Source organism: Aquabacterium sp. (genome assembly GCF_016195855.1).
Lineage (GTDB): Bacteria > Pseudomonadota > Gammaproteobacteria > Burkholderiales > Burkholderiaceae_C > Aquabacterium.
Genome location: NZ_JACPYU010000022.1, coordinates 13,103 through 28,582, shown reverse-complemented (window position 1 = coordinate 28,582; position 15,480 = coordinate 13,103). Strand labels below are relative to the sequence as shown.

Sequence of the window (15,480 nt, the reverse complement as noted above, 5' to 3'; positions counted from 1 at the left end):
GCTTGCGCCAAGGCCTGGACCGATCAGGCCTGATGAGATGTCAGATGTCGATCTCGACCGCGTCGCCGTGCAGCTCCATCAGCTCGCGGCGTGATGCGGCCTCGCCCTTGCCCATGAGCTTGTTGAACGAGCCCTCGGTCGAGTCAAAACCCGGCTCACCATAAGCCACGGGCAGCAGGCGGCGTGTATCGGGGTTGAGCGTGGTGTCCCACAGTTGCTCGGCGTTCATCTCGCCCAGGCCCTTGAAGCGGCTGATGGACCAGGCGCCCTCACGGCACCCCTCCTTGCGCAGCTTGTCCAGGATGGCGGTGAGCTCGCCTTCGTCGAGCGCATACAGCTTGGCCGCGGGCTTCTTGCCACGCGCAGGCGCATCCACGCGGTAGAGCGGTGGGCGCGCGATGTAGATGTGGCCCGTCTCGATCAGCTTGGGGAAGTGGCGGAAGAACAGCGTCAGCAGCAGCACCTGGATGTGCGAGCCGTCCACGTCCGCATCCGACAGGATGCAGATCTTGCCGTAGCGCAGGCCAGACAAGTCCGGCGAGTCATTGGGCCCATGCGGGTCCACGCCGATGGCCACCGAGATGTCGTGGATTTCGTTGTTCTTGAACAGCAGGTCGCGCTCGACCTCCCAGGCATTGAGCACCTTGCCGCGCAGGGGCAGGATGGCCTGGGTTTCCTTGTCGCGGCCCATCTTGGCGCTGCCACCGGCCGAGTCACCCTCGACCAGGAAGACTTCGTTGAGGCTCAGGTCACGGCTCTCGCAATCGGTCAGCTTGCCGGGCAGCACGGCCACACCGGAGCCCTTCTTCTTCTCGATCTTCTGGCCGGCGCGCTGGCGGGCTTGCGCCTGCTTGATGACCAGCTCGGCCAGCTTCTTGCCGTAGTCCACGTGCTGGTTGAGCCACAGCTCCAGGCCGGGCTTGACGTAGGTGCTGACCAGGCGCACGGCATCGCGGCTGTTCAGGCGCTCCTTGGTCTGCCCCTGGAACTGCGGGTCCAGCACCTTGGCAGACAGCACGAAGCTGGCGCGGCTGAACACGTCGTCCGGCATCAGCTTGACGCCCTTGGGCATCAGGGAGTGCATCTCGATGAAGCCCTTGATGGCGTTGAACAGGCCGTCCTTCAAGCCCGCCTCGTGCGTGCCACCTGCCACCGTGGGGATCAGGTTGACGTAGCTCTCTCGCATGGGCGCGCCTTCTTCGGTGAAGGCCACGCACCATGCTGCGCCCTCGCCTTCGGCGAAGTTCTCGGTCTCGCCACCCGAGGCGTATTGCTCGCCTTCAAGCAGCGGGATGACGGGGTCGGTGGTGAGGCTCTGGGTCAGGTAATCGCGCAGGCCGCCCTTGTAGAGCCAGGTCTGCACATCGCCCGACTTTTCGTGCGTCAGCGTGATGGTCACGCCCGGCATCAGCACGGCCTTGCTGCGCAGCATGTGCACCAGCTCGGCCTTGGGCAACTCGGCGCTTTCGAAATACTTGGCGTCCGGCCAGGCACGCACGGTGGTGCCGTTCTTGCGGTCCCCGCTGGCGGCAGGCCGAACCGTCACCGGCTCGATCACGTCGCCGCCGCTGAAGGCCAGCTGCGCCACCTGCTTTTCGCGGCACACCATCACCTGCAGGCGGGTGGACAGTGCATTGGTCACGCTCACACCCACACCGTGCAGGCCACCAGAGAAGCTGTAGGCACCGCCCGATCCCTTGTCGAACTTGCCACCAGCGTGCAGACGGGTGAACACGATCTCGACCACCGGCACCTGCTCTTCGGGGTGCAGGCCAAAGGGGATGCCGCGCCCGTCGTCTTCCACGCTGACCGAACCATCGGTGTGCAGCGTCACGGCAATGCGCTTGCCAAAGCCGGCCAGGGCTTCGTCGGCCGCGTTGTCGATGACCTCTTGGATGATGTGCAGGGGGTTGTCCGTCCGGGTGTACATGCCCGGGCGCTGTTTAACAGGCTCCAGGCCCTTGAGGACCCGGATCGAGCCTTCGCCGTAGTTGGCACTGGGTTGTGTGGACACGCTGGCTGCTTTGGGGGAAGACTTGGATGACATGGGCGCCGATTCTACGAACTTCGGCGGCACTTACTTCGCGGGTTTGTCGGATACCCTGGTCGGCACTTTGTCGAACACATCCGTGATGGGTTGCAGATTCAACCACTCTTTCTCGGCCTCGGAGCCCGAACCATCGACCACCTTGTGGTGCTGGCGGAAATCGGCCTTGAACCGCGCCAGAGCACCGTTGAGCCACAAAACGGTCGACAACACGTTGAGGTGGTCGATGCGCTGATCGTACACGCCGGGTTTGACGCCGGCGCCATAAAACAGCGTCGCGATGCGGTGGGTGCCCGTGATGTAGGCGTCGCCCCGGCTGTCGTCGGTGCTGCCGTCTTCGTCGAAGGTGACGATCAGCAGGCTGTTGTTCTTCCTGGCCCATTCGGCATAGGGGCCGATGTGCTGGCGCAGCCAGTCGTCCGCCGCCTTGGCGGTGTTGCTGTGGGCGTCGTGCTGCTCGTTGGGCACCACGATGGCCACGTCGGGCAGCTTGTCAAAAGGCAGCGGCGTGCCGTCGGCGTGCTTGGCAAACCCCCGAAAACTCTGCTTGAGCAGCGGATCCCGGGTGGGGTCAAACGCCAGGTTGACGCTCAAAGGCATCACGTGGTGCGCCAGGTCGCCTTGCAGGCCACGCGGGCTGGTGGGGTGAATCTGGTCCGTCCAGTTGACCGTCGGGTTGTGCTTGCGGCGGTAGTTGTCCGAGAGCGCGAAGTTGGCGTTGCACGGCGCGATGCTGGAGTCCGTCCCGCAATTCCAGCTGGGGTAGGGCAAGGATTCGCAAAAGCTCAGGAAGGTGCCACCGCCCTGCAAAATCGCCGCGCCCAGGTTGGGCGAGGTGAAGGGCAACCAGGCGTTGGGCACATTGCTGTTGGCCACGCCCACATTGGTCTCGCTCTGGCTGGCCAGGGGCTTGCCGTCCCGGTCGCGCAGGGCCACGCCCTTATAGGGCGAGCGCTCGTCTTCAAACCAGGCTGGCAGCACGCCCTGGTGGTGGCCCGAGAACAGGAACAGGTAGTTGGGCTGGCTGGAGCGCGTCGGCAGCGGCGAGTTGTATGGCGTGCGCCCGAAGTGCGCATTGCTGAAACGCGCGCCCTTGTCGGCCAGCTCGTTGAGGAAACGCCAGTCCGAGGCGGCGTCGTACACCGGCGCCTTGCGCTCCTTGCGTTGCCCGGCCGTGGCGTCATACGCCGACAGGTTCTCCAGGATGACGATGACGGTGTGGTCCGGCTTCCAGGTGGGCTCGGAGGGCTTTTCGCCCTTGTCGGCCTTGTCACCTTTGGCCGCCCGGGCGGGCACACCAACGGCACCGCCTACCCCAGCGCCAAGCAAACCACCCAGCACCTGGCGGCGCGCCGGGCTGTCGGCACGAAGCGGCTCGTCAGGCGAGGCTGGCGTTGCGGAAGAAGGGGCAGATCGGCGAGATGGCACTGTCATGGGCGCCAAGGTTAGCGCCAATTTGACGCCACGCCCGCCTCAAGGCCCGATCCAGCCCGTCACTGGAAGTAAGCCATCATCCGCTCCAGCGCCATGGTCAGCGGCGTCTGCATCATGGGCAGCGTGAGCCACAGGCCGGTGAAGCCCACGGCCAGCGTGATCGGAAAGCCGATCGAGAAGATGTTCATCTGGGGCGCCACACGGGCCATCAACCCCATCACCATGTTGACCAGGATCAGCATGGACACCACCGGCATGGACACCCACAGGCCCAGTTTGAACACCTCGGCACCCCAGACCTGCGGCTGCACGACGTTGAGGAAGTTCAAGGGCTCGGGCGACACCGGGAAGGCGTGGAAGCTGCCCAGCACGGCGCCAGTCAGCATCAGGTGGCCGTTCATGACCACGAACAGCCAGGCCGCCGTGGTGCCATAAAAACGACTCACGGCCGTGACCTGTGTGCCACTGAGGGGGTCGAAGAAGCTGGCGAAGTTCAGGCCCATCTGCAGGCCGACCAACTCACCGGCGAATTCGATGGCGGCGAACACCACCCGTGCCGCAAAGCCCATCGTCAGGCCGATCAGCACCTCGTGGGCGATCACCATCAGGGCAGCCGGGGAGTTGAGTGCAATCGCCGGCATGTCGGGCAGGCTGGGCTGCGCGCACACCACGATCAGGATGCCCAGGCTGAGCCGCACACGGCGCGGGATCACGCGCATGGACAGCACGGGCGCCGAGGTGAACAGGCCCATGACCCGAAAGAAGGGCCACAGCCAGGGCGTGATCCACGCCAGAACCTGGGCTTCGGAAAAGCTGACCATCTGGGTTGCGGGCCGCTCAGCCCACCACGGACGGGATCGACTGCAGCACCTGCTGGATGTACTCCACCAGCTTGGTCATCATCCAGGGGCCTGCCACGGCCAGGGTGGCGAAAGCGGCCAGCAGCTTGGGCACGAAGGACAGCGTCTGTTCGTGGATCTGCGTGGCGGCCTGGAAGATGCTGACCAACAGCCCCACCACCAGCACCACCATCACGATGGGGCCGCAGACCATCAGCAGCGTCAGCAAGCCGTCACGGCCAAAGGTCAGTACTTGTTGGGGATCCATGGTCCGGCTTCTTTCTTGTTGTACGTCTTATTGCACGAAGCTGGCAGCCAGCGAGCCCAGCAGCAGGTTCCAGCCATCGGCCAGCACGAACAGCATCAGCTTGAATGGCAGCGCCACCATCACGGGCGAGAGCATCATCATCCCCAGGCTCATCAGCACACTGGCCACGATCATGTCGATCACCAGGAAGGGGATGAAGATCAGGAAGCCGATCTGGAAGGCCGACTTCAGCTCGCTGGTGACAAAGGCAGGCACCAGCACGCGAAACGGCACGGTCTCGGGTTTGACATCGCCCTCGATCTTGGCGAGCTTGACGAACAGGCCCAGGTCGGACTGGCGGGTCTGCTTGAGCATGAAGGTGCGCATCGGGCCCTGGCCACGCTCCAGCGCTTCGTTGAAGCTGATCTGGTTGGCGGCGAAAGGCTCGTAGGCGTCCTTGTAGACCTTGTCCAGGGTCGGGCCCATGACGAACATGGTCAGGAACAGCGACAGGCCGATCACGACCTGGTTGGGCGGCGCAGCCTGTGTGCCGATCGCCTGGCGCATCAGGCTCAGCACGATGGCGATGCGGGTGAAGCCCGTCATCATCAGCAGCACGGCGGGCAGGAAGCTCAGGGCCGTGAAGAACAGCAAGGTCTGGACGGGCACCGAGTAGCTGCTGCCACCCGCGCCTTGCCCCACGAGCAAAGGCAAGGTGCTGCTGCCACCGGCGCTTTGCGCCATGGCAGCGGACGAGCCCAGCACCAGCAGCGATACCAGTGCGGTGCCCAGCCAGGGCTTGTAAACCGAAGCGACGCGCATCAGGCTTGCCCCTTGTCTTGCTGGCCCAGCGAGCGGCGCAGCAGGTTGGTGAACGATGGGGTGGCGCTGTCAGCCGAGGGCATGGTCTGGGGCGCCATGGTGTGCAGGGTGTGGATGTTCTGAGCGGTCACGCCCAGCACCAGCCACTTGCGGTCCTCGCCGGTGCCCACTTCCACGGTCACCAGGCGCTGGCCCGGGCCAAGGCTCAACTGGTTCACGGGCTTGATCAGGGCTTGCGTGGCACCCACGGTGCCATTGGCCAGGCCGGAGCGCTTCAAGGCCCACAAGGTCAGCGGGATCAGGGCCACGATGCCCAGAAACCAGATCACGGTCAAACCGGTAGATGGCATGTCAGATCGATCCTGCTCAGTTGCCCTTGCTCAGGCGGCGCATGCGTTCGGACGGCGTCACGATGTCAGTCAGGCGGATACCGAACTTGTCGTTGACCACCACCACTTCGCCCTGCGCGATCAGGAAGCCGTTGACCAGCACGTCCATGGGCTCGCCGGCCATGGCGTCCAGCTCCACCACCGAACCCTGCGCCAGTTGCAGGATGTTTTTGATGGGGATGCGGGTGCGGCCCAGCTCCACCGTCAGCTGAACCGGGATGTCCAGGATCATGCTGATGTCGTTGCCAGCCGAATTCGCCTGTGCCGGCGCAAAGTTGGCAAACGCAGCCGGCGTCATCTGCGGCTGGGCATTGGTCACTTCGCTGGCCGCGTTGGCGAACTCGTCCATATCGGGCTGCGGCGTAGAGGCTTGTTGCGCCAGCGCAGCCTCCCACTCGGCCGCCATGGCGTCCTGCTCGGCGTTGCCACCAGACTCGGGAGGAAATTCTTCAGACATTGTGGTCTCCAAGCCAACTCGTGTTGCCGGCGGTCAGAAGCTTGTCAATACGCAAGGAGTACTTGTTGTTCGACGTACCGTAGTAACAGTCAAAAACGGGCACGCCGTCCACCTTGGCCTGGATGATCTTTTCAAGGTCCAGCTCGATGAAGTCGCCAGGCTTGAAGGCCAGTAATTGTTCGACGGTCGCAGGCGCGTGCGCCAGTTCGGCCACCAGCTCCACCTCGGCGGACTGGATCTGCTGCGTCAGCAGCTTCACCCAGCGGCGGTCAGGCTCGGCCGAGTCGCCCTGGATGGACGAGAACAGGATGTCGCGGATGGGCTCCAGCGTCGCATAAGGGATGCAGATATGGATCGTGCCGCTGGTGTCGCCGATTTCCAGCGTGAACGAGCAGCACACCACGATCTCGCTGGGCGTGGCCACGGTGGCAAATTGAGGCTGCATCTCCGAGCGCTGGTAGTCCAGCTCGACGGGGTAGATGCCATGCCAGGACTTCTTGTACTCGGCCGTGATGACCTCGACCAGACGGTGGATCACGCGCTGCTCGGTGGCCGAAAAATCACGGCCTTCAATGCGGGTGTGGAACTTGCCGACACCGCCAAACAACGCGTCGATCACGCCGAACACCAAGGTTGGGTCGCACACGATCAGGCCAGAGCCACGCAGGGGGCGCACGGCCATGATGTTGAAGTTGGTGGGCACCACGATCTCGCGCAGGAAGGCGCTGTACTTCTGCACCTTGATGCCGCCCACCGACACTTCCGGCGACTTGCGGATCAGGTTGAACAAGCCGATGCGGATGTTGCGCGCAAAACGCTCGTTGATGATTTCCATCGTGGGCATGCGCCCACGCACAATCCGTTCTTGCTGAGCCAGGTTGTAGTCACGAATGCCTTCCTTGGGCGCTTCTTCCTGCTCCAACTTCTGGCTTTCGCCGGTGATGCCTTGCAAGAGGGCATCAACTTCGTCTTGCGAGAGGATTTGCTGGTTCATGGCCTGAGGACTTCCGGGACCGTTGACAAAGGGTTCAGCAAGACATCACTGGATGATGAAGTTCGAGTAGTGCACTTGAACGATGGGGTTGAAGGGCTCGGCCTTCTTCTTTTTCTTCTTCTTTTTCTTGGGCGCATCCTCATCGGCGGCGGCCGCATCCTCTTCTTCCGGATCGGCAACCTCATAGCCCATGGCGCGTGCCGATTCGCGACGGATCTCCTGAGCCAGCTTCTGCTTGCCTTCGGCGCTCAGCAGCTCCTCGGATGATTTGTGCGACAGGATCAGCAAGATGGCGTTGCGGATGGCAGGCATGTAAGCCTTCATCTCGTCCGCCATGTGGGGATCTTCGACTTGCAGGGTGATGCCAACCTGGGCAAAGCGCTCGGAGTCGCGGTCGGCCAGGTTGACGATGAAGGGCTCCAGCGGCACGAAAGCCGGCGGCGTGCCGTGCTCGCCCTTGCCGTGCTCGCCCTTCTTCGCTTCCTTGGCGGGCTTGGCGCCCTCGCCACCATCTTCTTCTTCCGCTGCAGCCGCAGCGGCTTCAGCCTCGGCGGCCTTCTTCTTCATGATGAAGAAAGCGCCCCCCCCGCCCAGAACCAGGAGCAGGACGACGGCAGCAATGATGATGATGAGCTTCTTGGGGCCCTTTTTGGGGGCATCGCCTTCAGCCGGGGCGGCGGGGGCAGCTGACATTCGCGTATCTCCTGGTGTTCATGACGGGGCGCCAAATAGTGCCGGCGTCATGAGAGGATTATTCGAAGTCAGCGCCGTCGCAATGGATCAATAAACGATGGGAAAGTCGCTTGATTCCCGGCGGCGGCCTGTGCGGGCCCTCAAACGGGCCAGACGACGAGGCTCAGGCGTACAGATCCAGACCGCCCAGGCGGCCAGGACGAGGTGCAGCGACCGCACGCATGCCGGCGGGCTCCACACCCGTATCGGCATCACCGCGGCCGGACGCACCGTTTGCGCGACCTGAGCCGCCTTGCGACTGGGCAAAGCTCTGGTCGAACTGCTGCTGCGACGTCTGCGAGGAGACATCACCGCCGGTCATGTTCAACCCGACATCACTCAGGGCGCTCGACAGCATCGGGAGGCTGGCTTCGATGGCCTTTCTCGTTTCTAACGCCGCGGCGGCGAAATCCACCTGCGCCGTTTGGCCATCGAGTGAAATTTTCACGTTGATCGGGCCCATTTCAGCCGGGTTGAGGTGCAACTCGGCCGTCATCGAGCCATCGTCCTTGGCCGAACCCACCCACATGCTGACTTTTTCAGCCAGCGCCTGGGCAAAATCAGGCGAATCCAGCGGCGTGCTCAGCGTGGCGGACTCGTGGCGGGCCACATTGCCGGCCTCGTTCAGGCTGGCGCCTAAACCGGCGCCCTTGATGCCGCCGCCGGCCACCAGGCCTGCCAGGGGGTCCATGTCCACCTTGCCGTCCTGCGCCCTGCCCGACTGACCCAGCAACGCGTCGACCTGCAGGCTGGCGGTGCTGCTGGCGCTTTGCCACAGCGGGTTGTCCAGCGCAATGGCCCCTTGGGCGCCCGCGCCTTTGGGGTCAAGCAGCGCGGCGTCCTGCGTACTGCCATCGGCACCTTGCAGTTTCGCGGTGCTCGTGGCCGAGGCGTCGCCCTGCCCGTCTGCAGGCAAGCCTTTCCCGTGGCCCAGATCACCATGGGTCAGGCTGGCCAGCCAGGCCATCATGCCGGCGGCGTCCCCGGCCTGAATGGTCGGAGGCGGTGTCAGTTCGCGCACGACGGCCGCACCATCGCCTGCAGTGGTGCTGAAAGCCACCACATCCTGGTCGTCCTTGTCGGCGTCTTCGGTCTTGTCTGTCTTGTCTGCTGCGCGGTTGGTCTTGGCGCTGGCATCCTTGCGCGGGGCGCTGGCCGGGCGGTTCTCGACCTTGCCGCTGTCATCATCCGCACGCTTGGCAACTTGCTCGGCGGGCTTGCTGTCGACCGCCTTGTTGGCCAGCATGGCTTGCTGGCGCGAGCGCGCAAGGGCCTGCTCCGCAGCTCTGGCGCTGGCATTACCCGAGGCAACGGGTGTCTTCACCGGCTCACTGGCAGGCTTATGGGGCTGGTCGCTGCTGGCCGTGACGGCGTGCTTGTCCATCCACTGGGCAAACGCCATTTGCGGGCCCTGGCCGTCGCCGCCACCTTGCGTGCCAAAACGCGCCAGCAGGTCACTGATGGCGGGAGACACGCCGTTCACGCCGGGATTCATGCCCGGGGTAGTCGTCGATTTGATCGGTGTAGCCATGGTGTGATCCTTATCTGATGACCCGTTCCATCCCGGCCGTCATCCGAGCGAGCCGGACGCCAGCGGGTTGCTGCCTGCGCCCAGTCCCTGACTCATTCGGCCCGAACGCGAAGCAACTTCATCGGTGGCTTTCTGCTCCTGCCGGTTCTGCTTGGTCTGCAGCTCGGCAAGCCTTCTGTCCATCAATTGCGCGACAGCAGCCACCTTGCGCTCGCGCTCGATCAGCAGAGCACGGCACCGGTCCATGTACAGGCGTGCCTGCTCCACCCTCTTATCCTGATCCGAAACGGCCTCGGCCAATCGCTGCATGAAGTCCTGATAACACCGCATGATCTCCATTCCTCCCGTCTGGCGAAATTGAGATTGCCAGCGTTGCTGGTATTCACGGCGCCAGTCCGTCAGGGACTGCGCTTGCTGACGAGCCGCCTCGTAAGCCCGTTTGCCGCCTTCGAGTTCGGCCACCGCCTCGTCCCGGGCCTTCTCCGCAGATTCCAGTACAACCATCAGCGATGAATTGGCACTCATGAAACTTGTCCCCTGCCCTTGCGAGCTTGACTACTCAGACAACATCAACCGGAAACGATCTGGTGCAACTCGTCCACGCTGTCGTGCAGATGGGCGGGTGCGTTCATGTCCTGCTGCAGCATATTGACCATGTGCGGGTGCAGCTTGACGGCCAGATCCAGGTCATGGTCGCCACCCGGCGTATAGGCGCCCAGCTGGATCAGGTCGCGCGCCTTGCTGTAGCGCGACCACAGTTGGCGGAAGCGGCGCGCATCGTCGATGTGGCGGCTGTCCGCCACGTTGTGCATCACGCGGGAAGCGGAACGCTCGATGTCGATGGCCGGGAAGTGGCCCGACTCGGCCAGCTCGCGTGACAGCACGATGTGGCCGTCCAGGATGGCACGGGCCGCGTCGGCAATCGGGTCCTGCTGGTCATCGCCTTCGGACAGCACGGTATAGAACGCCGTGATCGAGCCGTGGCCATTGAGACCGTTGCCGCTGCGCTCCACCAGTTGGGGCAGCTTGGCAAAACAAGAAGGTGGGTAGCCCTTGGTGGCAGGCGGCTCGCCAATGGCCAGGGCAATTTCGCGCTGGGCCATGGCATAGCGGGTGAGCGAATCCATCAGCAGCAGCACGTGCAGGCCTTGATCACGGAAGTGCTCGGCCACGGCGGTGGCGTAGCTGGCACCCTGCATGCGGGTCAGCGGGGGCGCATCGGCTGGGGCAGCGACCACGACCGAGCGGGCCAGGCCTTCTTCACCCAGGATGTCCTCGATGAATTCCTTGACTTCGCGGCCCCGCTCGCCGATCAGACCCACCACGATGACATCGGCCTGGGTGTAGCGGGCCATCATGCCCAGCAAAACCGATTTACCCACGCCAGAGCCGGCAAACAGGCCGATACGCTGGCCACGCCCCACGGTGAGCATCGAATTGATCGCGCGCACGCCGGTGTCCAGCGGCTGGCGAACCGGGTCGCGCTCCATGGCGTTGATCGGGCGGCGCGCCAGCGGCTCGCTGCGCACGTGTTGCAACGGGCCCTTGCGGTCCAGCGGTTCGCCTTGGGCGTTCACCACCCGGCCCAGCAGGCCACTGCCCACGGGCAGGTGGCGCGTGCGGTCTTCGCTGCGGCGCCAGGGGTGGTTGGGACGACCCAGGATTGGCGGGTTGATCGGGATGGTGCGCGGCACCACGCGGGCGCCGCTTGACAGGCCGTGCACCTCGGCAGTGGGCATGAGGTAGGCGCGGTCACCGGCAAAGCCGACCACTTCGGCCAGCACCGGCGTCGATTCCAGGCGGGTTTCAGAGTGGATCTCGCAAACGGCCCCCACCGGCAGGCGCAAACCTGCGGCTTCCAGCACCAGGCCGGCCACCCGGACCAGCTTGCCCTGGTTTTCCATGGGCAGCCGCGAGCCGGCGCAAGCGTCCAGGTCGTCCAGGAACCGGTTCCAGCGGTCCATTGCCACATCGTGGTTGACGCGAATGGGCATGTTCATACTTCACCCTCCCCACGCGGCGCTGCCGAGCCATTGGCTTCGCTCTCAGGCCAATCATCCAACTCATCCTCCCCTTCTGGCAAGCGGACTTCGGTCGAACCGAGTGCTTCCTTGCCATCGTTCCAGGGGGCGTTGTGGCCCATGGCGGCCGCAGCGCGGTCCCAACGGGCCTCCACCGAGGCGTCCACCACGGCGATGTCCGACTCCACCACGCAGCCACCGCGGGTGATGCTGGCGTCGGGCACCATGCGGGCGCCACGCACGGCCAGCAACTCGCTCAGTTGCGCCTGGGCCATACCATGGTCATCCGGGTTCAGGCGCAGCACGATCTGGCGCGCAGAAGCCAGCAGGGTCGTCAAGGCTTGTTCGGCCACGTCCACCACCACCTCGGGGTTCTGCTTCAATTCGCTGCGCACCACCTGGCGCGCCAGCTCCAGCGCCACGCCGGCGATGCGGCCCGCCAGTTGCTGCTCCAGCGACTCCAGCCGCTGGTGGAAATCCGAAGCCAGGGCGCCAACCTGGTCGCTCATGTAGGCCGCCATCTGTGCGGCCTGCGTCTGTTTGTAGCTCTCCAGGGCAGCCAGGCCATTGCGGTAGCCATCCTGATAACCCGTCTGGCGGGCCTCGCGCACCAGCTCTTCCACGTCCGGTGCGGGTGGCGCAGGCGGGGCTTCAGTCGCCTTGGGCGGCGCTTCTGCCTGCATTTCACCGGGCACACCACCCACGATCGGGCGCCTGACAGGGGCTGGCTTGGCAGGGGCGGGTTTGGCGGCTGCCGATGCATTGGCGGCCGCACCACCCGTGGCCTGTGGCGCGTGCTTGGCGCCATTGGCCTTCATATTAGGCGGGCGCATCTCGGCCGCAGCGCGCTCCGCCAGCGTCGGCTTGCGCACGCCGCCATCTTCGCCATTAGCCGTCTTGGCCGGCTGCTCGAAGGTCTCAGGGGCCCAGGCCGAAAACGAGCCCAGCTCCTCACGGGGAATGAAGCGCGTGTACGAGTTGGGCGCCGTGGTGTTCGACGCGCCGGGTGCCGAATTCGGTGGCGAACCACCAGGCGGGTTGCCCTGCTTAGACGTACTCATCGTCGCCTCCGCTGGCCAGTGTGATCTGGCCTTCGTCAGCCAGGCGTCTGACGATCTTCAGCAGTTCCTTCTGCTCGGCTTCCACTTCAGACAGCTTGACCGGGCCACGCGACTCGAGGTCTTCACGCAGCGTTTCTGCCGCACGGGTGGACATGTTCTTGAACACCTTCTCGCGGATCTCGGGCGAGCCACCCTTGAGCGCGATGATGAGCGATTCGGTCTGCACTTCCTTGAGCAGGGACTGGAAGCCCTTGTCGTCCAGCTTGATCAGGTCGTCGAAGGTGAACATGTTGTCCATGATCTTCTGCGCCAGATCGCCATCGGCCTCGCGGATGTAGTCCAGGATGGAGGTCTCGTGGCTGGAGCCCATCAAGTTGATGATTTCCGCAGCCGGCTTGGCACCGCCCAGCGAGGCCTTGCGCAACTGGGTGCCACCGGCCAGCACGCGCGAGAGCACCTCGTTGAGGTCCTTCAAGGCGGAGGGCTGGATGCCGTCCAGCGTGGCGATGCGCACCATCACCTCGTTGCGATGGCGGTCCGAGAAGCACTTCAGCACGGACGAAGACTGATCCGGATCCAGGTGGACCAGGATGGCCGCCACGATCTGCGGGTGCTCGTTGCGCAGCAATTCGGCCACCGAGCCCGGGTCCATCCACTTCAGGCTTTCGATGCCGGTGACATCGCTGCCCTGGATGATGCGGTCGATCAGCAGGTTGGCCTTTTCGTCGCCCAGCGCCTTGCGCAGCACAGCCTTGATGTACTCGTCCGTGTCGGGCACCAGCATGCCCATCTCGGTCGACTCCTTGGAGAAGCGGTCCAGCACATTGCCAATGCGATCCTTGTTGATCGTCTTCATCTTGGCGATGGTCTCGCCCAGGCACTGGACTTCCTTGGGCTCCAGATGCTTGAACACCTCGGACGCCTCTTCCTCACCCAGCGACATCAGCAGGATGGCGGCGTCTTCGAGACCTTTGTCGTCCATGGCTTGTTGTCCTAGGTCAGTTGTTCATCCAGCCGCGCACCACATTGGCCATGGCCATCGGGTTGTCGCGGGCAAACTGGCGGGCGGCCTCCAGACGTTCGTCTGTAGCGGGGCCTTCCAGTCGGGGCATGTGGCCGGGCTGGTTCGTCACCGGCAGCTCCTCGGCATCGTCCACCACGGCGCTGAGCTTTTGCAGGCGGGCCTCTTCCTCGGGCGTGGTCACCGGTTTCGCCGCCTTGATGGCCGGGCGGATCGCGCCAAACACCACGATCAGCGCAGCCAGGGTCAAGGCGCCCGGCACGGCCAGGGTGCGGATCATGTCCACCGTCTCGGGCTGTTTCCAGAGCGGGGTGGTGTCGGTCTCTTCCTTGGTCACATGGAAGGGGGTGTTGATCAACTTGACCGAATCGCCGCGCTTGTCATCGAAGCCGATGGTCTCGCGCACCAGCGCCGTCAACTGGTCCAGCTCTTCCTGCTTGAGTGGCTGGGTGGTGGTCTTGCCCTTGGCATCGGTCACCGTGCGGTGGTTGAGCACCACGGCCGCGTTCAGTCGCTTGATGGTGCCCGACGCGTTGCGTGTCACGCGCACCGTCTTGTCCACTTCGTAATTGGTCACGGCCTCACGGCGGCTGTTGCCTGCCGTGGTGCCGCCTTGGGCAGCCTGCAGCGGCTGCGATGCGCCATTGACCGGTGCCGTGGCGGGCACGGGCGGCTGGTTGCTGGCTGCACCGGGCACACCCGAAGGCGTGGCGCTGCCCTGGCCGACCTGCTCGGTGGTCTGCTGACTGCGGATCGATGCCGACGCCTGCTGCCCCTGGTTGGGCTTGTACTCCTCGGCGGTGGACTCGACCTGCGAGAAGTCCAGCTCGGCATTCACCTGGGCACGCAGGTTCTCCTTGCCCACCACCGGCTCCAGGATGTCCCGGATGCGCTGGGTGTAGTTGGACTCGATCTGGCGGACGTACTGCAGTTGCTGCGCGTCCAGGCCACTTTGATCAGCGCCCTCTTGCGGGCCAGACAGCAGCGAGCCACTCTGGTCCACGATGCTCACGGCCTTGGGCGACATCTCCGGCACGCTGGAGGACACCAGGTGCACGATGCCGGCGATCTGACCACGGTCCAGCGTACGGCCCGGGTACAAGGTCAGCACCACCGAGGCAGAGGCTTTTTGCTGTTCGCGGAAGAAACCGTTCTGATTGGGCAGCGCCAGGTGAATGCGGGCACTCTGCACACTGGCCAGCGATTGAATGGAGCGCGTCAACTCGCCTTCCAGGCCGCGCTGGAAGTTCAGGCGCTCCTGAAACTGGGTGACGCCGAACTTCTGGTTCTCCATCAACTCGAACCCGGCCACCGAGCCCTTGGGTAAGCCAGCGGACGCCAGCTTCAGGCGCACATCGTGCACCTTGTCAGCCGGCACCAGGATCGCGCCACCGCCATCGGCCATCTTGTAGGGCACCTGCATCTGCTGCAGCTGGGTCAGGATCGCACCGCCGTCCTTGTCGGACAGATTGGCGTACAGCACGCGGTAATCACCCTCGCGCCCCCACACCATCATCGCCACGAAGATGGCGAAGATCGCGGCAATACCACCGGCCAACATCAGCTTGCGCTGCATCGGCAGGGCCATCACCCGCTGGACGAATCCAGGAGGCTGAGCTTGGTCGATCACCATGCCAGGTGAGGCGACAGCAACAGGAGTGGGTTGTGCGACAGTGACTTCCATGGGCGGTCGAAGCGTTGGGCCGCGCATCGAAACCATACGATGCCGCAAACCCGCCGTAACAGCCCCATTATTCGGAGTCTGGCCGGGCAAAAGTGCCGGAAACAGCCCCTCAAATGCCGCCTTCTTTCAGGCATGACACCGCCAAAGGGTGCGTAGAGTCCAGATCGTGGTGAACTCAATCACGCCTTGTCGGGACTTATC

General features: G+C 64.3%; 15 protein-coding genes. All 15 read right to left on the bottom strand.

The window, feature by feature from the left end; all coding sequences use genetic code 11:
- Positions 1–40 precede the first annotated feature (40 nt).
- The 15 genes from HY019_RS17985 to fliF all read right to left on the bottom strand — a co-directional run bounded on the left by HY019_RS17985 (position 41) and on the right by fliF (position 15,183).
- The gene (locus HY019_RS17985) at positions 41–2,047 is read right to left on the bottom strand and encodes a DNA topoisomerase IV subunit B (RefSeq protein WP_290694812.1); all 2,007 of its coding nucleotides are present in this window, start codon (positions 2,045–2,047) and stop codon (positions 41–43) included.
- Positions 2,048–2,077: 30 nt separating this feature from the next.
- Positions 2,078–3,481 (bottom strand): alkaline phosphatase family protein, encoded by a 1,404-nt coding sequence (locus HY019_RS17980; protein ID WP_290694810.1) that lies wholly within the window; start codon positions 3,479–3,481, stop codon positions 2,078–2,080.
- A gap of 59 nt (positions 3,482–3,540) precedes the next feature.
- Positions 3,541–4,302 (bottom strand): flagellar biosynthetic protein FliR, encoded by a 762-nt coding sequence (fliR, locus tag HY019_RS17975; RefSeq protein WP_290694808.1) that lies wholly within the window; start codon positions 4,300–4,302, stop codon positions 3,541–3,543.
- A 16-nt stretch (positions 4,303–4,318) separates the two neighbouring features.
- Positions 4,319–4,588 carry a flagellar biosynthesis protein FliQ gene (gene fliQ / locus HY019_RS17970; RefSeq protein ID WP_290694806.1) on the bottom strand — a complete coding sequence of 90 codons (270 nt, stop codon included), beginning with the start codon at positions 4,586–4,588 and terminating at the stop codon, positions 4,319–4,321.
- Positions 4,589–4,615: 27 nt separating this feature from the next.
- Positions 4,616–5,311, bottom strand: a complete 696-nt coding sequence (gene fliP / locus HY019_RS17965; protein ID WP_290695075.1) for a flagellar type III secretion system pore protein FliP — start codon at positions 5,309–5,311, stop codon at positions 4,616–4,618.
- 77 nt (positions 5,312–5,388) lie between these two features.
- Positions 5,389–5,739 (bottom strand): flagellar biosynthetic protein FliO, encoded by a 351-nt coding sequence (locus tag HY019_RS17960; protein ID WP_290694804.1) that lies wholly within the window; start codon positions 5,737–5,739, stop codon positions 5,389–5,391.
- Positions 5,740–5,755: 16 nt separating this feature from the next.
- Positions 5,756–6,184, bottom strand: a complete 429-nt coding sequence (gene fliN, locus HY019_RS17955) for a flagellar motor switch protein FliN (RefSeq protein ID WP_290695073.1) — start codon at positions 6,182–6,184, stop codon at positions 5,756–5,758.
- A 43-nt stretch (positions 6,185–6,227) separates the two neighbouring features.
- On the bottom strand, positions 6,228–7,229 hold the full coding sequence (fliM, locus tag HY019_RS17950) for a flagellar motor switch protein FliM (protein ID WP_290694802.1): 1,002 nt from the start codon (positions 7,227–7,229) through the stop codon (positions 6,228–6,230).
- Between the two features lie 45 nt (positions 7,230–7,274).
- Complete coding sequence (locus tag HY019_RS17945; protein ID WP_290694800.1) at positions 7,275–7,922, bottom strand: flagellar basal body-associated FliL family protein; 648 nt, start codon at positions 7,920–7,922, stop codon at positions 7,275–7,277.
- Between the two features lie 163 nt (positions 7,923–8,085).
- The gene (locus HY019_RS17940) at positions 8,086–9,492 is read right to left on the bottom strand and encodes a flagellar hook-length control protein FliK (RefSeq protein WP_290694798.1); all 1,407 of its coding nucleotides are present in this window, start codon (positions 9,490–9,492) and stop codon (positions 8,086–8,088) included.
- A 39-nt stretch (positions 9,493–9,531) separates the two neighbouring features.
- A complete protein-coding gene (gene fliJ / locus HY019_RS17935; RefSeq protein ID WP_290694796.1) occupies positions 9,532–10,017 on the bottom strand; it encodes a flagellar export protein FliJ in 486 nt (161 codons plus the stop codon).
- Between the two features lie 44 nt (positions 10,018–10,061).
- Complete coding sequence (gene fliI / locus HY019_RS17930) at positions 10,062–11,456, bottom strand: flagellar protein export ATPase FliI (protein ID WP_290695071.1); 1,395 nt, start codon at positions 11,454–11,456, stop codon at positions 10,062–10,064.
- 32 nt (positions 11,457–11,488) lie between these two features.
- Positions 11,489–12,574, bottom strand: a complete 1,086-nt coding sequence (locus HY019_RS17925; RefSeq protein ID WP_290694794.1) for a FliH/SctL family protein — start codon at positions 12,572–12,574, stop codon at positions 11,489–11,491.
- The gene (gene fliG / locus HY019_RS17920) at positions 12,561–13,556 is read right to left on the bottom strand and encodes a flagellar motor switch protein FliG (RefSeq protein ID WP_290694792.1); all 996 of its coding nucleotides are present in this window, start codon (positions 13,554–13,556) and stop codon (positions 12,561–12,563) included. Before fliG ends, HY019_RS17925 begins: the two co-directional genes overlap by 14 nt.
- A gap of 16 nt (positions 13,557–13,572) precedes the next feature.
- Positions 13,573–15,183 (bottom strand): flagellar basal-body MS-ring/collar protein FliF, encoded by a 1,611-nt coding sequence (gene fliF, locus HY019_RS17915; protein WP_290694790.1) that lies wholly within the window; start codon positions 15,181–15,183, stop codon positions 13,573–13,575.
- Positions 15,184–15,480 lie beyond the last annotated feature (297 nt).